Here is a 19,940-nt window from a genome sequence, read left to right as displayed (position 1 = left end):
CATGCCAAGTTCATGGCTTGATTTTCTCCCAACCCTGCTGAAAGGGGCAGAAATTACAATAACGGTCGCTTTCTTTTCAGCAATTCTGGCTCTAATCGTAGCCTTTGCGGCTGGGCTCTGCCGCTTGTCTAAACTATGGATCGTTCGCACTCTTACTACGATATACGTTGAGATATTTCGAGGAACTTCACTTCTTGTTCAGTTATTCTGGCTATATTTTGCACTTCCGTTCATCGGGATCGAGCTTCCAAAAATGTTGGCTGCCATCCTTGCTGTAGGACTTAATTATGGTGCATACGGATCAGAGATTGTTCGAAGTGCTGTACTCTCGGTACCGAAAGGACAATGGGAGGCAGCAACAGCATTAAATATGAAGCCTGGCCTGCGGTTGTGGAACGTTATTCTCCCCCAAGCCTCCATGCAGATGCTCCCTCCGTTCGGTAATCAGCTTGTGGAGCTCATCAAGTCGACTTCACTTGTATATTTCATTACGATGGCGGATTTGACATATCAGGCGATGGTTCTACGCAACAATTACATTTCCTGGACAACGGAGATCCTTATTCTGCTGCTCCTCATGTATTTTGTCATCACTACGCTCGTTTCAATGGGAGTCAGACAGCTAGAGCGTAAACTGACAGCGGGGAGGTTGTAAGCATGTGGGATTGGAATTATGTCGTTGAAATTTTGCCGGAACTGATTGGTGCTCTCCAAATGACGGTATGGATTACGCTTTGCGCCTTTGTCCTGGCACTAATTGTGGGGCTTCTCCTCGCCTTTGCTGCTCGAAGCAAATTCAAACCGATCTCGCTGATCACCAAAGGAATTATTGAATTTGTAAGAAACACACCATTACTGGTGCAGGTCTTCTTCCTATACTACAGCCTGCCGTTGATCACGAATTTATCCATTCCTGCGTTCTATGCAGGCGTAATCGGACTTGGCCTTCACTACAGCACTTATTTATCAGAAGTGTACAGATCAGGTATTGAAGCAGTGGATAAGGGGCAATGGGAAGCAGCGACTGCACTGAACTATACAAAGGCACAAACCTGGCGCACCATTATTTTACCTCAGGCGATTCCTCCCATTATCCCGGTATTGGGCAATTACTTAATTGTCATGTTTAAAGAAACACCGATTCTGAGTGCGATCACAGTAGTTGAGCTGATGCTGACAGCCAAAAACATCGTGTCCGAGTCGTTTCGGGCATTTGAACCTTATACACTTGTTGGCATATTGTTCTTGATCATTAGCTATGTTTCGTCTTTGCTGGTGCAGCAAGTAGAGAAAAGACTTAATCTGCAACGAGGAAAATAAAAAAGGAGGCTACATGTGTGAGCTCAGTCATTCTGAAAGGTACTGATTTAAGCACAGTACGAGGGGGTACGACAAATACCGAAATGAACCCGATCGTGAAATATAGCGGTGTAACCAAATCCTTCGGAGATGTGGAAGTGCTGAAGGGCATTGACCTGGAAATAAGACCTGGTGAAAAAGTGGCTGTCATTGGACCAAGTGGTTCAGGTAAAACCACATTGGGGCGAATGCTCATGACGCTTGAAGAGCCAACCCAAGGAACCATTGAGGTTGACGGCGAACTGCTATGGCACATGGAGGATAAAGGACGGATCATTCGGGCGAATGAAAAGCATCTTCACAAAATGCGCTGTAATGTCGGTATGATTTTTCAACATTTCAATCTGTTTCCACATATGAACGTACTTCGCAATGTAACAGAAGCTCCAAGAAAGGTGCTTGGTTTATCTAAAGCGGAGGCCGAGGAAAGAGCCATTTCTATGCTTGGTAAGGTAGGTCTTGCTGATAAGTTAAAGATGTACCCTGCAAGCTTGTCAGGTGGCCAAAAGCAGCGAGTGGCGATAGCAAGGGCACTAGTCATGCGGCCAAAAGTAATGGTATTTGACGAAGTTACCTCAGCTCTCGACCCCGAACTTGTAGGAGAAGTACTAGAGGTTATTCGTGAGATCGCGGAAGAAGGGGAGATGGCCATGATGCTCATCACTCATGAAATGGATTTCGCAAAGGATATTGCTGATCGGGTAATCTTCGGTGCAGAAGGAGTAATCGTTGAACAGGGAACACCGGAGGAAATTTTTGATCATCCTCAGAGTGAGCGTCTGCAAAGCTTTCTTGCACGATTCCGTTCTGGAGGAGAATCCAATTGAATTCTGATATTAATGGAAAGGAGGAGCAAGATGACTGTAAACACTCAAAAAGAAGTGACGTACCGACAGCCGGCAGCAGAAGATGGAAGCCGGATATGGGAATTAATTCGAGGAACGGGATCACTTGATCTGAATTCGCCGTATTGCTACATGATGCTCGGGGATTATTTCAAAGATACCTGTATTGTTGCAGAAGATGATGAAAATATAGTTGGTTTCATATCTGCCTTTCGCTCACCGAGAAATCCGGAAACCTTGTTTGTATGGCAGGTAGCTGTCGCTTCTTCTCATCGGAGACAAGGCATTGCCAAGTCTATGCTAACTAGATTGCTTAAACATAGGACGATGCAAGGAGTTCGATTCATTGAAGCTACTGTATCACCGAGCAACATGGCCTCTCGCCGGTTATTTCTAAGCTTTGCCGAAGAGAAGTCAATACCTAGCACGGTCACAGTGGGCTATGGAAAAGAACTGTTTCCAAACGAGTCAATTCATGAGGATGAGCCGCTTTTTGTTATAGGTCCTTTTTTTAATGACATTTAAACAGATGGAGGGAAACAATGGATAATCAAGTCATGGAGATGCCGAAGTTAACTGTGTTTAATGAAATGGAATCGGAAGTGAGGAGTTATTGCCGTAGTTTCCAAACCGTCTTTGATAAGGCAAAAAATTCGAGATTGTGGGATACACAGGGGAACGAGTATATCGATTTTTTCGCAGGGGCCGGTGCCCTGAATTACGGTCACAATAATGAAATAATTCGTAACAAGCTGATTGATTATATGATGCGTGATGGAGTTACCCATAGCCTTGATATGGCAACAGACGCGAAGGAACATTTCTTGACCCGTTTCAAGGAGGTGATTCTGAAGCCTAGAGAATGGGATCATAAAGTGATGTTTCCCGGTCCAACAGGAACCAACGCCGTTGAATCTGCCTTAAAGATTGCGCGCAAAGTGACTAAGAGATCCACGGTTCTATGTTTTACAAATGCATTTCACGGTATGTCACTCGGCTCCCTGTCTGTTACAGGAAATGCCTTTAAAAGGCAAGGTGCTGGAGTAGATCTGAACCACTCCATATTTATGCCGTACGATGGTTACTTCGGTTCAGGGGTAGATACAATTCGGTATATGGAGAAAATGCTTGATGATCCAGGGAGCGGCATACCACTTCCAGCTGCAATCATCGTTGAAGCCGTGCAGGGAGAGGGTGGTCTGAATGCTGCTAGTAGGGAATGGCTACGTAATCTTGAGCGGCTGTGCAAAAAGAAAGGAATTCTTCTGATCCTGGATGATATACAGATGGGATGCGGCAGAACAGGTACATTCTTCAGTTTTGATGACGCAGGGATCGAGCCTGATATTATCTGCCTTTCAAAATCCATTGGTGGATACGGCCTTCCAATGGCGCTAACCCTGATAAAACCAGAGATCGATATCTGGCAGCCTGGCGAGCATAATGGAACGTTTAGAGGTAATAATCTTGGATTCGTCGCAGCAGCGGAAGCTCTAAACTATTGGGAAACGAAGGACTTTCAGCTGGATATTGGGATTCGAGAACATCAGATTCGCAGTACATTAGAAAGTATCTCAATTCAGTACCCTGAGCTTATCGTTCAGTCCCGCGGCAGAGGCATGATTCAGGGGCTTGTTTTTGACAAGCCCGAACACGCTGGAAGATTATCAGAGATCGCATTTGAACATGGATTGATAATGGAAACATCAGGTCCTTACAGTGAGGTAGCAAAAATTATGCCTCCACTTACGATAGAGCTGGAATTCTTGGAAAAGGGACTTGAGATATTTAAGAACAGTATAGACCAATTAGCTAAAGAGGAGAGGTTAACATGATCGTTAAGCATTTAGAAGAAATTATTCATTCGAAGGATGACATTGATACACAAACTTGGAATTCAAGAAGATTGCTGTTGACGAAGGATGGCATGGGATTTTCACTGAATGATACGCTAATCAAAGCGGGAACAGAGACGTTAATTTGGTACAAAAACCATGTAGAAGCAGTGTATTGCATCGAAGGTGAAGGTGAGATCGAGGTAATAGGAGGAGAAACGTATCGGATCTCTCCAGGCATGATGTATGCTTTGGATGGTCATGAAAAGCATTATCTTAGAGCTCGCAGCCATATGCGAATGGTGTGTGTCTTTAATCCTCCGCTGACTGGAGCAGAAGTGCATGACGAAGAAGGAACGTATCCCCTGCTTTAAAAATTCATTCGAAGGAGATGTTATTGTCATGAACAAAAAATTATCTGCCTTACATGAAGAACAAAAAGACCTTTATCCTTCTAGAATCCACTTGGAGCCAAAAATTTTGAACAGAAAGGATCCAGTCCTCTATTCGGAATGGTCCACCCAAGCTCCTATTTCCAAGGAACAGTCAGACTTCTATGAGCGCAATGGCTATTTGTTTATAGAGAACTTTTTCGATGAAGATGAATTACAGCATTATCAGACTGAAGCCAGAAATTTGAAAGAACAAGTGAGCAATATCCAGGATGACAGAATTATTCGTGAGCCAGGTGGTGACGAGGTACGGTCTGTATTTGCCGTTCATAACAGCAATTCGGTATTCGTGAATCTCTCAAAGCATGCTAGAATAGTTGCGATCACAGACTATTTACTCGGAAGCAAGACCTATATACATCAATCTCGTATCAATTACAAGCCTGGTTTTACAGGGAAAGAATTCTATTGGCATTCCGACTTTGAAACCTGGCATGTGGAGGATGGAATGCCGCGTATGAGAGCATTAAGCTGCTCCTTTGCGTTGGAAGATAATTATCATTTCAATGGACCGCTTATGGTGGTTCCCGGTTCTCACAAACAATTTGTGGCATGTATCGGCCGTACTCCTGAAAATCATTTTAAAGATTCGTTAAGAAAACAAGAATATGGTGTTCCTGATCCAGATAGCTTGAGCCAAATGGTTAAGAAAAACGGGATAGATACACCTGTAGGTAAAGCTGGCTCTATACTCTTGTTCGATTGTAACATTATGCACGGATCGAACAGCAATATAACGCCTTACCCGCGAAGTAATATTTTCATGGTATATAATAGTGTTGAAAATAAGGTCGTAGAACCGTATTCAGGACAGGATCCAAGACCAGAATATATTGCTGCTCGTCAATCTATCTAAATTATATAGGTAGACAGGATTTCGGGCGAGGAATCAGGTATATCTATTCGTGGTAAGATCATATTCATATCATAGACTTTTCAATAATAATGGAGCGGTTGGCCTTACGGCAACGGCTCCATTTTTCATTAAATCTGATTAGCAAGTTAGTTGACTTCCAATTCATGAATCATTCAATATAAAAGTGATAGCGGTTACATATGGTTGTATAACTGAAAAAATGGAGGGGATTAAAGATTAGGAAAGGATGGAGGTCGTTAGGAAGAAATTATAAATTTAGCACGAAATTAATTATTGCAATATCCGTTGCCAATATCCTTATATCACTCATCACAGGCATAATTACTTATCGCATTCATTTGTCGTTGTTTAACGAAGAAATCAGTCGTCAGTATTATATGACAACAGAGCAAATTCTCGCTCAACTGGATTCAAGAGTCAACGAGATGTATCGGATAACGGATTACATCACCTTAAATCCGTCGGTCAGTCAGGAAGTCATGAAGCTGAACGAGCAATCCAGCTCCTACGAGCGGTTAAAACTCGAACAATTATTGGACAAGGAAATCTATCAAGTAAGACTGGATGCGCCAGAGATCATGGGGATTCGAATCTACGATCTTAAGGGGAACATTCTCAATCTAGGTTCATTCTCAGGCAGATTCAACAATTTCAACAGTTCTTATCTGAACGAAACACTGACAAGGCTAATTCCAACGGGTGGGGAGTATGTCTGGAGCAGAGCAGAAGAAAACGATTTTCATCAATTAAACACGGCAAATATGGTGGTAGCCGGCCGGCTGATGCGCACCATTGATCTGGATACCTATGGAACCATGCTCATTTTATTTAACAATTCGTTGTTTGAGTCGCATATGAAGGATCTACGTGTTCATGAGGATGCAGAAGCTTATCTATTTGATCAGGAAGGTCGGCTTCTATACTTGTTAAATGACAGAACCTATGCAGAGGAACCGAAACTCGGGGAATTTCCGTCACTAGGAAGTATCGTCCGTAAAGAGAATGGCACTTCCTATATGTATACTAGACAACAATCTGAACGAGTCGGGTTTACGCTTGTAAGCAAGGTTTCTCTTGCGCAAATTCAAAGTGAAAGCAAGGTGATACTGCAAGTAGCTGTAGTTTCTGCACTTGCGAGCTTTGTAAGCCTCAGTATCATCGTCATTGTCATCAGTCGTATTCTACTGCGTCCACTCGGTAACCTTGTGAGAGGAATGAGACATGTAAGAGCAGGTAAGTTCGATGCCCGTGTTCCAATTCAGAGTAAGGATGAGCTGGGCTACTTGGGAGAGAGCTTCAACAACATGACCAGCCAAATCGAGAATCTAATTTATGAAATGTACGAACGCAGAATTAATGAGAAAGAGGCTGAATTGAAGGCGATTCAAGCGCAGCTCAATCCTCATTTTTTATACAATACATTAGGGATGTTCTTCTGGAAATTCTATATGCTTGGAGATGAGAGGTCTGCTCGTCTCATTAACAACCTATCAGAAATGCTGCAATATTCGCTGGAACCTGTTCAGCAAATGACCACACTTCGGGATGAGATCCGTCAGATTCACAATTATGTGGAAATACAGAAAGAACGTTATCCTGATTCACTCACAGTTGATATGAATATGCCAGAAGAAATTATGGAATGCCGCGTGTTCAGGCTCCTCATCCAGCCCATTGTGGAGAATGCTTTCATTCATGCTTTTCGCGACAAAAAGACAGATCGCCGATTAGTGATATCAGGATATATTCAGTCTCATTCTGATGCTGCAGATCCGTCTCTTGTGATCGAGATTCGTGATAACGGCTGTGGAATGTCACAGGAGATGATTGACGGAATAATGATGGCCGCATCGGCTCCGCCGACGGACAAACGTAATCGCATTGGAACGGGAAGTATTATCAGGCGGGTTGAACTAGAGTTTGGTCCCCCATATGGAGTTGATTTCGAATCCGTAATTGGGCAAGGAACTTTGGTGCGTATAAAATTGCCCTATTTGCGATTGGAGCGTGAGGATCGTTGATTGGTAAATTGCTTGTCGTAGACGACGAAATTTGGTTTCGTGAAGGGCTTGTGCAATTGATATCAAGTAATCAACTAGGCTGGGAAGTGGTCGGAGAAGCATCAGATGGGGAAGAGGCAATGCTGTCGGTGGAATTAAACAAGCCGGATCTAATCATAACGGATATTAATATGCCGGTGATGGATGGACTACAGTTCATGGAGTGGCTGTCTCATATGCATCCGGATATTAAAGTGATCATTTTAACAGGTTATCGTGATTTTGAATATGCGCAGCGTGCACTCCGTTATGGAGCGGTGGAATTCCTATTAAAGCCGTTCTCGTTGGATGAAGCATACCGGGTGCTACGTCAAGCTTATGAGGAGCTCCGATTAAAGCAGCTGAATATAAGACTTATGAAACAGCAAAGGCAGATCGAGCTGTTCCGCTCAGCTTTGTTCGGCTTTCCTTGTGAGAGGGGAGTTAGGGAGGAGTGGATGCAGCATTGGAAGGGAGCGTCGTTCTACATCCTTCACATTGACAGCTATGATCTGCCCGGTAGAAATTATAATCCGGATGATATTGATCTTCTCTATTATGCTATAACAAATATTATACAGGAGCTGCAGCAGAGACACGCTGTCGAAGGGATTTATTTGCCGCTGCGCAAGGAAACGTTTGCGTTCTTATTCAAGCATGAGCCTGCAGTGGAAACTTACAGCGAAGCTGTCTTTGAGGCCGTGCGTCATTTTATGGGATTGGAGATAAGCTGGCTGAAGCTCGGAATATTAGATGGGTTTGATGATTTAGCAACCCAATTCACAACTTCCTTCAATCTACAAGGTGAAGGTGTATTAGAAGATTCAGCAGCAATGGATAGCTTCACTATGCTTAAGGAAGAAATTCTGTCTTTACTGATTACTAGTGATCTGTCGGCAGTCGAGCAGAGAATTATGGAGTACGTGGAACGAACAGTAACATCTGAACTGCAGATTTGTAAAATGAGGATGTACACACTGGTGTCAGTACTGTCCAGTATTTTGCTGTCAGATTTCAAGCATATTAGAGCGGAAGTAACAGGAGAAGACTTTAATCCTGCTCAAATCCTTGAATTTCGGACTGTGCAGGAGATCTTGCAATGGGCCAGAGAAAAAGGTGCAGACTTTCTGAGTATTTTTAAACAATGGTTAAACAGTCAACAGGATGATATCGTGTATCAAGCCAAGCAATATATCAAGAACCAATATTATAGTGACTGTTCTCTTCAGGCGGTTGCTGCGTATGTCCATGTAACACCTAATTATCTGAGTAATCTGTTCAAAAGAGAAACCGGAATTGGGCTTACCAACTACGTCAGCCAGCTGCGAATTGAAGAAGCTAAAGGATTGTTACAGTATACACGACTGAAGATGACGGAAATTGCCGAGCGAGTCGGATTTGATAATTCAAGTTATTTTACAGTCGTGTTTAAGCAGTTAACAGGTGTATCTCCTCGTTCTTATAGAAGGCAATATGAAGATTAAAGTTGTGGCAACTATTCTTGGAGCCGGCTGAATTAAGAATTCATTCAGTCGGCTGTTTTTTGTGCGAGAGTTACGCTTAGTGTGTAGAATTTCAATAATAATTCGTAAGATTTTAAATGTTTTGGCTATATGCAATTTGTAAAATTAAGGCATAAGCAATAAACGAAAAACTTGAAAGAGAGGAGTATCCGATGGAGATTAGGAACACGAGTTCAGCCATGTACCCCGAAGGCCCTAAAGTGAAGAGTAAATGGAGCGGCCCAAAATGGAAACGCTTTAAAACAAACATACCTCTGTTAATTATGTTTATACCTGTTATCTTGTTTTATCTTATATTCCGTTACGCGCCGATCGGCGGCCTAGTTATTGCGTTCAAAGACTATAACTTTTATGACGGAATCATAAACAGCCCTTGGGTTGGATTTCAATATTTTGAGCTATTGTTTCAGGATCCCCGAACTTTAGAGATCATCCGGAACACTTTGTTACTAAGCTTGCTAAGCCTCATTGTAGGCTTTCCTATTCCGATCCTTTTGGCCATTATGCTTAATGAAGTACGCAATATGTTCTTTAAGCGAACGGTCCAGACTATTGTTTATATGCCGCATTTCTTATCATGGGTAATCATTGCCATGCTGGTGTCGACGGCCTTTGCCATGGAGAATGGTCTGGTTAATCGAATTGTTGAGCAGTTCACCGGTGAAGCTTACCCATTCATGTATGAGAAATTCTCGTGGGTTGCTATTTTTGTCGGATCAGGAATATGGAAGGATATGGGCTTTAATGCCATTATCTTTTTGGCTGCGTTATCTACAATTAATCCAAACTTATATGAAGCAGCGGGAATGGATGGCGCAGGAAAGTTAAGACAGATCTGGCATATTACCCTGCCCGGCATTCGTCCAACGATTATATTGTTACTTATCCTATCGATGGGCAGGGTGATGGAAGTAGGCTTTGATCAGGTATTCATGCTTCAGAATTCAAATGTAAATCAGATTGCAGATGTAATAAGTACTTACATATATCGGGTCGGTTTACAGGGTGCACAGTTCAGTTTAACAACGGCAATGGGATTATTCGAGTCATTCGTTGCATTTATCCTGGTATTTACAGCCAACTATATCGCACGCAAATTTGATCAAGCTCTTTGGTAAGGAGGAAAGTAAATGCGGGATAGCAAGGGAGAAAAAATATTTTACTTCTTCAATTATGTATTACTTTCACTTATAGCAATAAGCTGCATCGTTCCACTTCTTAACGTGGTGGCCTTATCCCTTAGTGGAGCCGATGCGGTTGCAAGCGGCAGGGTGACATTATGGCCGATAGATTTCAGTTTCTCTTCCTTTAGTAGTTTATTTGCAGGTACTCCAATTCTTCAATCCTTCTGGAATAGCGTGCAAATTACATTGATTGGGACAGCGTTAAGTATGCTGGTTACAATCTTGGCGGCTTATCCCTTGTCCAGACGACAATTCTACAGCCGCCGATTTTTCACAATGGCCATGGTCTTTACAATGATTTTTAACGGGGGGCTTATTCCAACCTATCTCGTAGTGCAAAATCTAGGTCTCGTAAACAGCTATTGGTCATTGTGGCTGCCTGGCTTGGTGAGTACCTATAATATGCTGCTAATGCGATCTGCATTCGAGCAGCTGCCAGGGGAAGTAGATGAAGCTGCTAAGATGGATGGCTGCAGTGAGACAGGAATCTTATGGCGAATTGTCCTGCCTCTAACAAAGCCTATGCTGGCCACTTTAGCCCTGTTCTATGGAGTTGGATATTGGAATTCTTTCATGAGTGTCATGATCTATATCAATGATACAGACAAATACAACATGACGGTATTGGTTCAGAATATGATCAAATCTACGACCATGATTCAGGATTTCGCCGATCCGACAATGATGACCAGCATGACACCTGAGGGCATACGTTCTGCCGCCGTCATTGTAATGATTGTGCCCATACTAGCTGTCTATCCACTGCTTCAAAAGTATTTTGTAAAGGGTGTTATGCTCGGCTCAATAAAAGGTTAGCAAGCCGAACGTTATCCATATTCACATTTTACAGGAAAGAGGGGTATCACCATGAACAAATTGTATAAACTGCCTAAACTTTTGCTCATTTCCAGCCTGGTTGGGGGTATGCTAGCTGGATGTTCGAACAGCAAGGATGGCACAGCTGAGGGGAATGAAAATACGAATAAAGCCAGCATTTCTTCTACCATTTATGATCGAGGGGCTGTACCGAATGGGATGGGTACAATCGAAGATAATATGTGGACGAAGTGGATCAATGAAAACGGTCCTGCCAATGTTAAGTTTGTTGCAATCCCTCGCTGGGAGTCTCAGTCGAAGTTAAATGTGCTGCTGGCTTCAGGCAGTGCACCTGATCTAATATTTGAGTTTGGCACCAGTATTCGAAATCAGTTGTTTGACCAGAAGCAGCTCATGCCACTCGATGATCTCATCGAACAACATAGTGTAGAATACAAAGCGTTAATGGAGAAATACCCTCAGTTGAAGCAAGCAGGTATCAAATCGGATGGAAAACTGTACGAAGTGGGTCGCATGAATGAGGTGTATCCACTAGTCAGCCTGTTTATTCGAGAGGATTGGCTCGAGAATTTGGGCCTGGAAATCCCTAAGACAGAGGAAGAATTCCTGTCCGTAGCTAAAGCGTTCACAGAGCAAGATCCGGACGGAAATGGTGTGGATGATACCTACGGAGTAGGTGGATTTGAATTTGGAGACAATGCCGGACTGTTCCGATATATATTTAATGCGAACTGGGTTAATTTAGATGACAACGGCGGGATTCAGGTAGGCCCAGAGCGCTTGAAGAAAGAAGCGGAATTTAAACGTGCATTGTTTGAAGCCGGTGCCGTCGACAAAGACTTTTTGAGCGATAAGGACGGATCCAAATCCAAACAGGACTTTCTAAATGGCAAAATTGGAATTTACGCATTCATGACAAGCGATTATATAAGCTTTGCTTCTCGTGAGCTGGACACGCTAATGAAGAATGTACCGGATTCTAGACTGAAAGTCATGCCGCTTCCCATAACTTCTGAAGGACAATTTAATACCGTCTGGAATAATCCAGTACAAATGACCGCTGTTGTTAATGCTCGTGCCAAGGAGCCGGAAGCTATTATCAAGTACATTGACTACTTGGTCAAACCGGAGATTGGACGCACGTTCCGATATGGTATCGAAGGAGAGCATTATCAATTGGAGGAAGACGGAAAACCGGTCATTCTTGACCAGGATAAATACAAGAACGAAGTGAGCTGGGCAAGTGACTTTACAATGCTATACAGTCGTTTAGAAGAGGGCAAATATGGTTACGTCGAAAATCAATTCGATGAAGAAGTTCCTGCACAGAAAGAAGCACATCGTCTATTCCAAGAATCCATTGATGCCTATATGAACGAGCTCCCGGTGGGTGAAGGCTTGACTCATTCCGAGCATATGCCTCAGTTGCCTAAGGAACTGCAGCTTAAGTTCAGTAACGTACAAACAGCGGTACATGATATTTATACAAGAGCCATTATTGGTGGTAGTAATTATACTGTGGAACAAGCAGCAATTGACGCGCAGAAACAATGGGAGAGCGGTGGAGGCTCCGAGATTATAAGCTGGTATCAGGAGTGGTGGGATAAGGAGAAGGATAATGTATTGATCTGGAGTGATTTCTATGAAATTTATCAACAACAGCAGAATGAATTAAAAGCTGAATAATATAGAAGGAACGAATAATAGCCGCCAGGGAATTCCCTTGGCGGTTTCATTTGTTAGCTGGCTAGTGAAACGTATGAAGAATTATAAGAATATAGTCCATTAAATACAGAGGATTATCAATTGTCTGCTGGCTATGAACCTTGTAATCTTGAGCTAAGACATGTAAGCAGCTTAAGAAGGATCAAAGGAGTGATTGAGTTGAGTACGAAAGTATTAAAGGCGTCCGTACGGGAAACAATCGTGCAAATTCCTACATATGGAGTGGGTAAACCGGATAAGAATCCGATGTTTTTAGAAAAAAGAGTATATCAGGGCAGCTCCGGCCGCGTGTATCCGTATCCTGTCATCGATAAGATCGAAAATCAGAAGAAAATTCAGGAGTACCGGATGATCATCCTAGAAAATGAGTATCTGCGAGTTGAGGTGATGCCAGAGCTTGGCGGACGAATATACCGTGCCGTGGACAAAACGAACAATTACGATTTCGTCTATCATAATCAGGTGATCAAGCCGGCACTGGTAGGATTAGCAGGTCCGTGGATCTCGGGTGGAATTGAATTCAACTGGCCGCAGCATCACCGTCCGAACACGTTCGGACCCGTAGAATGGAAGCTGGAGGAGTGCGAGAGTGGAAGTGCGACCGCGTGGGTAAGTGAAATCGATCGAATGTATGGAACGAAGGTTACCACCGGATTTACACTGCATCCAGATAAAGCCTACATTGAAATCAAAGCTAACTTGTATAATCGAACGAGTCTTCCGCAAACCTTTCTATGGTGGGCCAATCCGGCAGTAGCGGTGAATGAGCATACACAGTCGGTGTTTCCTCCGGATGTTAACGCGGTGTTTGACCATGGAAAGAGAGATGTATCTCGTTTTCCGATTGCAATGGGCACATATTACAAGATGGATTATTCAGAAGGTGTGGACATTTCACGCTACAAGAACATTCCGGTGCCGACCTCTTATATGGCATACAAATCAGATTACGATTTCGTTGGGGGTTATGACCATCAATTAAGGGCAGGTCTTCTGCACGTGGCTAATCATCATATATCACCGGGTAAGAAGCAGTGGACATGGGGCAACGGTGAATTCGGGCAAGCATGGGACCGTAACCTGACGGATGAGGACGGACCTTATATCGAGCTAATGACCGACGTATTCACAGATAACCAGCCAGACTTTACTTGGCTTGCGCCATATGAGGAAAAGTCGTTCACACAATATTTTATGCCTTATAAAGATATAGGGGTAGTTAAGAACGCTTCCATAAATGCGGCACTCAACTTAGAAACCGATCGCAATAGCGGAGTCGCAACGATACAGGTGTATGTCACTTCGGAACAGAAAGGGGCAAGGATTGAGTTAAGGAGCAGCAAAGGGACGTTTTTGCAAGAGACAGTCGATTTGTCACCAGCCGTTACATTTATGAAGGAAGTGCCAATTCCTCCAGAAGTTAAAGAATATGAGCTAGTTGCTTCCGTTATGGATGGCACGGGCCGTAGGCTCGTGAGTTACCAGCCGCATAAGCCCGAGATCGAGCAAATCCCTGATGCTGCACGAGCGCTTCCAGAGCCAGAAGAGCTGAAAACCAATGAGCAGCTGTACTTGGCAGGCCTTCATCTAGAGCAGTATAGGCATGCAACATTTGAACCTGAAGCTTATTATTTGGAGGGTTTGAAGCGAGACAAAAATGATATTCGGATAAATGTCGCTTACGGTACCTTGTTACTTCGCAGAGGCGAGTACGAGAAGAGTGAACAGCATTTCCGAAAGGCAGTATTATCATTGACCTGGTTAAATCCCAATCCATACGATTGTGAAGCATATTATATGCTTGGCTTATCTCTCCAAGCTCAAGGCCGTAAGCAGGAGGCATATGCTGCATTTTATAAATCGGTATGGTCTTCCGCATGGCAGGACGCAGGCTATTTTTCACTCGCTCAGATCGCATCCGAGGCAGGGGAATACGTTGACGCATTGGAACTGGTAGAGCGTGCACTTGTACGTAATGCACATCATTTTAAAGCAAGGAATTTGAAATCTATTCTGCTCCGTAAGCTGGGACGATTGGAATCTGCAATAGCTTGGTTAGACAGCACCATCGCTATTGGTATAGCTGAGTTTGGCGCGTACTTTGAGAAATCCTTGTCATTAGAAGCACTAGGCCGAGAAGCAGAGGCAGCAGCAGTCAAGGAAGAGCTCCATAAGCTGATGCGGGACGAAGCCCGCAATTATTTAGCACTGGCATCAGATTACGCGGCGGCGGGGATGTACACAGAAGCAGCTATAATCGTAAACGATGCACCAGAAAAGGCAGCCATGGATCCTATGATCCATTATACTAAAGCTTACTTATATGGGGAGCTTGCAATGGAGGAGGAAATGAACCTGGCTTTGTCTTCAGCGGCAGCTGCTTCTCCGGATTATTGCTTCCCTAACCGTCTGTTCGAGCTCGATGTTCTGAATTTTGCTGTCAAAGTCAGTCCAAATGATGCCAAAGCACACTATTACTTGGGAAATCTTTTATATGATAAAAAACGTCATAAGGAAGCGATATTGTGCTGGGAGACTTCTCGTGAGCTGGATGACAGTTATTCTGTTGTGCATCGGAATTTGGCCCTTGCTTACTACAATAAGCTGAATAAACCAGACGAGGCTCTCAATTCGTTGAATAACGCATTTGCTTGTAATTCCGGCGATGCCCGCGTATTCTACGAGCTCGACCAGCTGCACAAGAAGCTGAACACTCCGCCAGATCTTAGACTGGAATTAATGAACGCGAATACAGAACTCATCGTTCAGAGGGACGACTTGTATTTGGAATTTGTAACACTGCACAATACGCTTAAACGGCATGAGGATGCACTAAGACTGATCGAGGATCGAATCTTCCATCCATGGGAAGGCGGTGAAGGCAAAGTTACCGGGCAATATGTACTAGCAAAGGTGGAACTGGCCAAACTGGCAATCGCCGTCGGACAATATGTGAAAGCAGTAGAGAGTCTGAGAGAGGCAACCGTCTATCCTCTTAATCTGGGAGAGGGCAAATTAGCAGGTGCTCAAGAAAACCACATTTATTATTACCTAGGCTGTGCCTATGAATCCCTAGGCTTAACTAAAGAAGCGGAAGAAGCCTTTGCTGCTGCAGCTTACGGTCTTGATGAGCCTGCGAGTGCGATGTACTATAATGATCAGCCGCCAGAAATGATTTATTATCAAGGACTAGCGTGGAATAAGCTCGGAAATGTTAAAGAGGCTGCACGACGTTTCCATAAGCTGATCAATTATGCAGAGAAGCATTTGTTTGATGATGTGAAGATCGATTATTTTGCCGTTTCGCTGCCTGACTTTCTAGTCTTTGATGATGATCTGAACCGGCGCAATGTTATTCATTGCCGATATATGAGAGCATTAGGCTTACTAGGATTGAATAGGGTACCAGAAGCAGCCGAGGATTTCCGGAAGGTGCTGGAGCTGGATCCCAACCATCAAGGAGTATTGTTCCATGGGGAGGTAAATATATGAAACTGCTTACACTCAAGCTTAAATCGGAAGCGAAGCCCATTCATTCGGGCAGGTTGGGAGATTGCAAGGGAATTAATCCTAAGGGTGAGAGTTTTGGTTTTACGAATTACTATATGACAAAAGACGGGCGACCGGCTATACCTGTTGTGGGAGAATTTCATTTCTCACGTTTCTCCTCTCTTCACTGGGAGGAGGAACTGCTTAAGATGAAGGCAGGCGGCATAAACATCGTCGCGACCTATGTGTTCTGGAACCACCACGAAGAGGAGGAAGGTGTCTTCGAATGGGGAGGAGAGCGTGATTTACGCCATTTCATTGACTTGTGTTCAAAAATCAGGTTACCGCTCATCATCCGGATTGGTCCTTTTTGCCATGGTGAAGTGCGTAATGGAGGGATACCGGATTGGGTGTTTCACAAGCCGCTTGAAGTTCGCTCAAACGACCCTGAGTATCTAGCACTAGCGCGCAGGCTGTACCGTGAAATCGCGAAGCAGGTGAAAGGCACCTTGTTCCAGGATGGCGGACCGATTATTGGGATCCAGCTGGAGAATGAATATATGCATGCCGGAGCCCCACTAGACGCATGGGGATATAAGACAGGCGTGTTTCTGAGCGCAGGAAAAGAAGGCAATCAGCATCTTGCTGAGCTTCGCAGGCTCGCTGAGGAAGCAGGTATGAAGCCGATGTTCTTTACGGCCACAGCGTGGGGCGGGGCTGCTGTTCCAGAGAGCGGAACGCTTCCGATGCTTGCTGGTTATGCATATACACCGTGGATTCCGAATCAGCCGCCGAGCGGAGAATACATTTATCGGGATTTACATGCGACTCCTATGGAGTCCGTGGGGTACGATACGCTCCAGTACCCAGTCGCATACTGTGAGATGGCTGGGGGAATGCAGGTAAGCTACACGGCTAGGCCGAATGTGTCTCCAGACAGTGTGGAGGCGATGACACTGGTGAAGCTGGCAAGCGGAAGCAATATTCTAGGCTATTATATGTATCATGGGGGATCGAATCCTAAGGGTAAACATACGTATTTAAACGAACACGGACTTCCCAAAATCTCTTATGACTATCAGTCTCCACTAGGTGAATTTGGCAGAGTCGGAGAATCATACGATCGTATTCGGACACTTGCACTCATGCTGGATGCCTTTGGCGAGAGTATTGCCCCCCTCGGAACGGAGCTGCCCCCAGGTCAATCCGAAATCCTCCCTGAAGATACAGAAACGATTCGTTGGTGTGTACGCCAAAGGGATGGCAGCGGCTTTCTATTCTTGAACAATTTTCAGGATCATGTGGAGACGAAGGAACATTCCGATGTACGTATTGAGCTCGACACGGGCAGAGGCGTTGCTGCATTTCCTCGTGAGGGCGCGCTTACGATGAATCGTGGGATGGGCGCGGTCCTTCCGTTTCATATGACCATACATGGTATCCGAATTGTAACCGCTACCGTACAGCCGCTGACCAAGCTGGATAACGAAGCGTCGCCGCTGGTTGTCTTTCAGGCACTGAATGACATCAAGCCAGAGCTCGTGTTGGATAAACAGACAGCAGTTCGCATATCTGAAGAAGGCGGACAAGTAATTGAGGAGGAATCGGTTTGGATTATAAGGCCTGCCGTAGGCAAGGAATATACGATCGATGTTCTGAAGCCGAATGGAGAAACCGTTAAAATCGCAGTATTCTCCAGGGAAGAGGCGCTTCAGACGTATAAGCTTGACCTATGGGATCAAGAGAGGCTTATGGTCAGCAGCAGCCGATTGTATGTAAAAGACGGGCGTCTCGTCTGCAGCTCTGAAGGAGCAGAGCATTGGCAGGTTGCCGTCTATCCTGCATTATCGTCTGACCTGCAAACTACGGTTGGTTCTATTACCTCTTCCTCTCTAGGCAGCTTTGACCTAATTGAAGTGAACGTACCTTCTTATCGTCCGATGGTTGAGATCACTTATCCATCTGACAAGCATGCCGTATTACAAACAAATACCGATTGGCCAGAGCAGATCGGTGACGTATTCTTATCTATTGATTACAGTGGTGATGTAGCAGCAGCATATCTGAAGGATGATTTGCTTACAGATCATATTCAATATGGTGAGGCGTGGCCTATTGGGTTAAAACAGTTTCGTAATGAGCTGGAATCCGCTTCTCTTACATTGTCCATAACGCCTCTGCGAGAAGGCACAGTTCATACCTTTGTTAATCAAGCGCTTGTGGAAAGGTTCGAAGGAAGGGAAATCGCTGAATTCCATCTCATTGAAGCGACTCCGATTTATGAGGCAGCCTTGACTCTTTCATTTCATCGTTAAGGAAGTGAACTCAATATGATTAACATTAGAAATGATCTGCCTCGGAAGCTTACGATTACGATGTGGGATTTCTCTTGGTATACGATGACGATGCCGGGTGAGCCGTATAGCGACTTAAGCGCGCGCTTTAAAGAAGCGGTGGAACGAGGATACAACACGATTCGGATCTGCGCTATGCCGTTCATGCTGTTCACAAGTGAAGGGAAGCGCCCTGGTCCATTGAAATTCGGTAATCTAGGAAAAGTCGGTCAGCGCACGCGCTGGTACAATTGCCGCGGTGGAGCTGAGCTGGACGGTCATGCTCATCTGCTGGAGCTGTTCAAGCAGGCACAAGCTCATAACTGTTATATTATGTTATCCTCCTGGGAGTATCAACAGAGCCCTAGCTTCCTAGCCCATCCCGAGCTGCGGGATGAGCTGGCTGCGATACCGCCAGAGAAACGGTTCATGGCTATCGCCGCTTCGATGAATCAGTTAATTCAATTCGTTAAGAAGGAAGGCTATGGCAGTCAAATTGTTTATGCAGAGCTGCATAATGAGGTGGAGTTCGGACAACTGACAGCGATCGGAACCAGCCAAGGGATATCAGATACGAATACGCCGGAACTTGTGGAAGTGATGCAGCCATATATTGAAGAGGCCGTAGATTATCTGCGCGAATGTCATCCAGATCTATTGATAACCGCAAGCTATACGCTGAACGAAGCTTATTCAAAATGCGATGTTGCACGTAACCTTCAGGTTGCTCATTTTCATTTATATATTAAAGGCGTGCTGAACGAGCTGATGGATTTGGCCGGTCTGAACGAGGATAAGCCGTTTCCGAATCCTTTTGTACAGTCGTTGCTTAGAGAAGATGCTCCACCCATTGAAGAATGGACACTTCCGGTAGGACAGGAATGGCGGATGGAAGGTAATCCGGTCGGGATGAAGCTAATTTATCTGCATGACTGGGCGGATACAGACAAATGGGATTTATTCCTATATGAGCACTATGCGGCACAAAAACTCGCAATGCTGCAAAAAGTGGACCTGCGATTTGATGAAGTTCATGACTGGGTACGGCGTAACGGTATTCCGGTTGTCATCGGAGAGGGTTACGTAGGATATACCCCGCTATACGCAGGGTTTGAAGAAGGACCAGTCGGAAAGTTTATCGCTGAATATGCGATCCGTAAAGGGATGTCCCTTGGTTTCTGGGGAATGACATTGTGCTCTAACTGCGCGCCACATCATCCGTTCTGGGACGACATCCCTTGGCAGCAGAAATGGAATCGATTCATATTGGAATATAATTAAGAAGAGAACAGGATTATGGTCAATTTGTAATTAGTTCAAGTAGGAGGAAGCTCCTCAAGGCAGCCAATGATTTAATTGGCTGCCTTTATTTTTTTAGAGAATAACCAGGAAGAGCCAGTAAGGATATCATTGGGATAATATAACAAATATATATTATATAA

General features: G+C 44.4%; 15 protein-coding genes. All 15 read left to right on the top strand.

Annotated features, from left to right (window positions below):
- Position 1 precedes the first annotated feature (1 nt).
- Positions 2–655 carry an ectoine/hydroxyectoine ABC transporter permease subunit EhuC gene (gene ehuC, locus PUW25_RS13370; RefSeq protein ID WP_047911897.1) on the top strand — a complete coding sequence of 218 codons (654 nt, stop codon included), beginning with the start codon at positions 2–4 and terminating at the stop codon, positions 653–655.
- Between the two features lie 2 nt (positions 656–657).
- Positions 658–1,320, top strand: coding sequence for an ectoine/hydroxyectoine ABC transporter permease subunit EhuD (gene ehuD / locus PUW25_RS13365; RefSeq protein WP_047911896.1), 663 nt, complete (start codon positions 658–660; stop codon positions 1,318–1,320).
- 83 nt (positions 1,321–1,403) lie between these two features.
- Positions 1,404–2,186, top strand: a complete 783-nt coding sequence (gene ehuA / locus PUW25_RS13360; protein WP_081872477.1) for an ectoine/hydroxyectoine ABC transporter ATP-binding protein EhuA — start codon at positions 1,404–1,406, stop codon at positions 2,184–2,186.
- 30 nt (positions 2,187–2,216) lie between these two features.
- The gene (gene ectA, locus PUW25_RS13355; RefSeq protein ID WP_047911895.1) at positions 2,217–2,729 is read left to right on the top strand and encodes a diaminobutyrate acetyltransferase; all 513 of its coding nucleotides are present in this window, start codon (positions 2,217–2,219) and stop codon (positions 2,727–2,729) included.
- Between the two features lie 17 nt (positions 2,730–2,746).
- Positions 2,747–4,039 carry a diaminobutyrate--2-oxoglutarate transaminase gene (gene ectB, locus PUW25_RS13350; RefSeq protein ID WP_047911894.1) on the top strand — a complete coding sequence of 431 codons (1,293 nt, stop codon included), beginning with the start codon at positions 2,747–2,749 and terminating at the stop codon, positions 4,037–4,039.
- Positions 4,036–4,413 (top strand): ectoine synthase, encoded by a 378-nt coding sequence (locus PUW25_RS13345; protein WP_047911893.1) that lies wholly within the window; start codon positions 4,036–4,038, stop codon positions 4,411–4,413. Before ectB ends, PUW25_RS13345 begins: the two co-directional genes overlap by 4 nt.
- 28 nt (positions 4,414–4,441) lie before the next feature.
- Entirely contained in the window at positions 4,442–5,347 is a 906-nt protein-coding gene (gene thpD, locus PUW25_RS13340) for an ectoine hydroxylase (RefSeq protein ID WP_047911892.1), read from the top strand.
- 446 nt (positions 5,348–5,793) lie between these two features.
- Positions 5,794–7,389: a sensor histidine kinase gene (locus PUW25_RS13335; RefSeq protein ID WP_047911891.1), complete on the top strand. Its 1,596-nt coding sequence runs from the start codon at positions 5,794–5,796 to the stop codon at positions 7,387–7,389.
- Positions 7,386–8,891 (top strand): response regulator transcription factor, encoded by a 1,506-nt coding sequence (locus PUW25_RS13330; RefSeq protein WP_047911890.1) that lies wholly within the window; start codon positions 7,386–7,388, stop codon positions 8,889–8,891. The genes PUW25_RS13335 and PUW25_RS13330 overlap by 4 nt, the downstream gene beginning before the upstream one ends.
- A gap of 218 nt (positions 8,892–9,109) precedes the next feature.
- Positions 9,110–10,048, top strand: coding sequence for an ABC transporter permease (locus tag PUW25_RS13325; protein ID WP_152557736.1), 939 nt, complete (start codon positions 9,110–9,112; stop codon positions 10,046–10,048).
- Positions 10,049–10,060: 12 nt separating this feature from the next.
- Positions 10,061–10,930 carry a carbohydrate ABC transporter permease gene (locus PUW25_RS13320; RefSeq protein ID WP_047911888.1) on the top strand — a complete coding sequence of 290 codons (870 nt, stop codon included), beginning with the start codon at positions 10,061–10,063 and terminating at the stop codon, positions 10,928–10,930.
- Positions 10,931–10,981: 51 nt separating this feature from the next.
- On the top strand, positions 10,982–12,637 hold the full coding sequence (locus tag PUW25_RS13315; RefSeq protein ID WP_047911887.1) for an extracellular solute-binding protein: 1,656 nt from the start codon (positions 10,982–10,984) through the stop codon (positions 12,635–12,637).
- Positions 12,638–12,835: 198 nt separating this feature from the next.
- Positions 12,836–16,168, top strand: a complete 3,333-nt coding sequence (locus PUW25_RS13310) for a DUF5107 domain-containing protein (protein WP_047912001.1) — start codon at positions 12,836–12,838, stop codon at positions 16,166–16,168.
- Positions 16,165–18,480 carry a beta-galactosidase gene (locus tag PUW25_RS13305; RefSeq protein ID WP_047911886.1) on the top strand — a complete coding sequence of 772 codons (2,316 nt, stop codon included), beginning with the start codon at positions 16,165–16,167 and terminating at the stop codon, positions 18,478–18,480. Before PUW25_RS13310 ends, PUW25_RS13305 begins: the two co-directional genes overlap by 4 nt.
- Positions 18,481–18,495: 15 nt before the next feature.
- The gene (locus PUW25_RS13300; RefSeq protein WP_047911885.1) at positions 18,496–19,779 is read left to right on the top strand and encodes a cellulase-like family protein; all 1,284 of its coding nucleotides are present in this window, start codon (positions 18,496–18,498) and stop codon (positions 19,777–19,779) included.
- Positions 19,780–19,940 lie beyond the last annotated feature (161 nt).

The organism is Paenibacillus urinalis (genome assembly GCF_028747985.1).
Taxonomy (GTDB): Bacteria; Bacillota; Bacilli; order Paenibacillales; family Paenibacillaceae; genus Paenibacillus; species Paenibacillus urinalis.
Note: the sequence above shows the minus strand (reverse complement) of the source record. Positions and strands in the feature narration are given on the sequence as shown.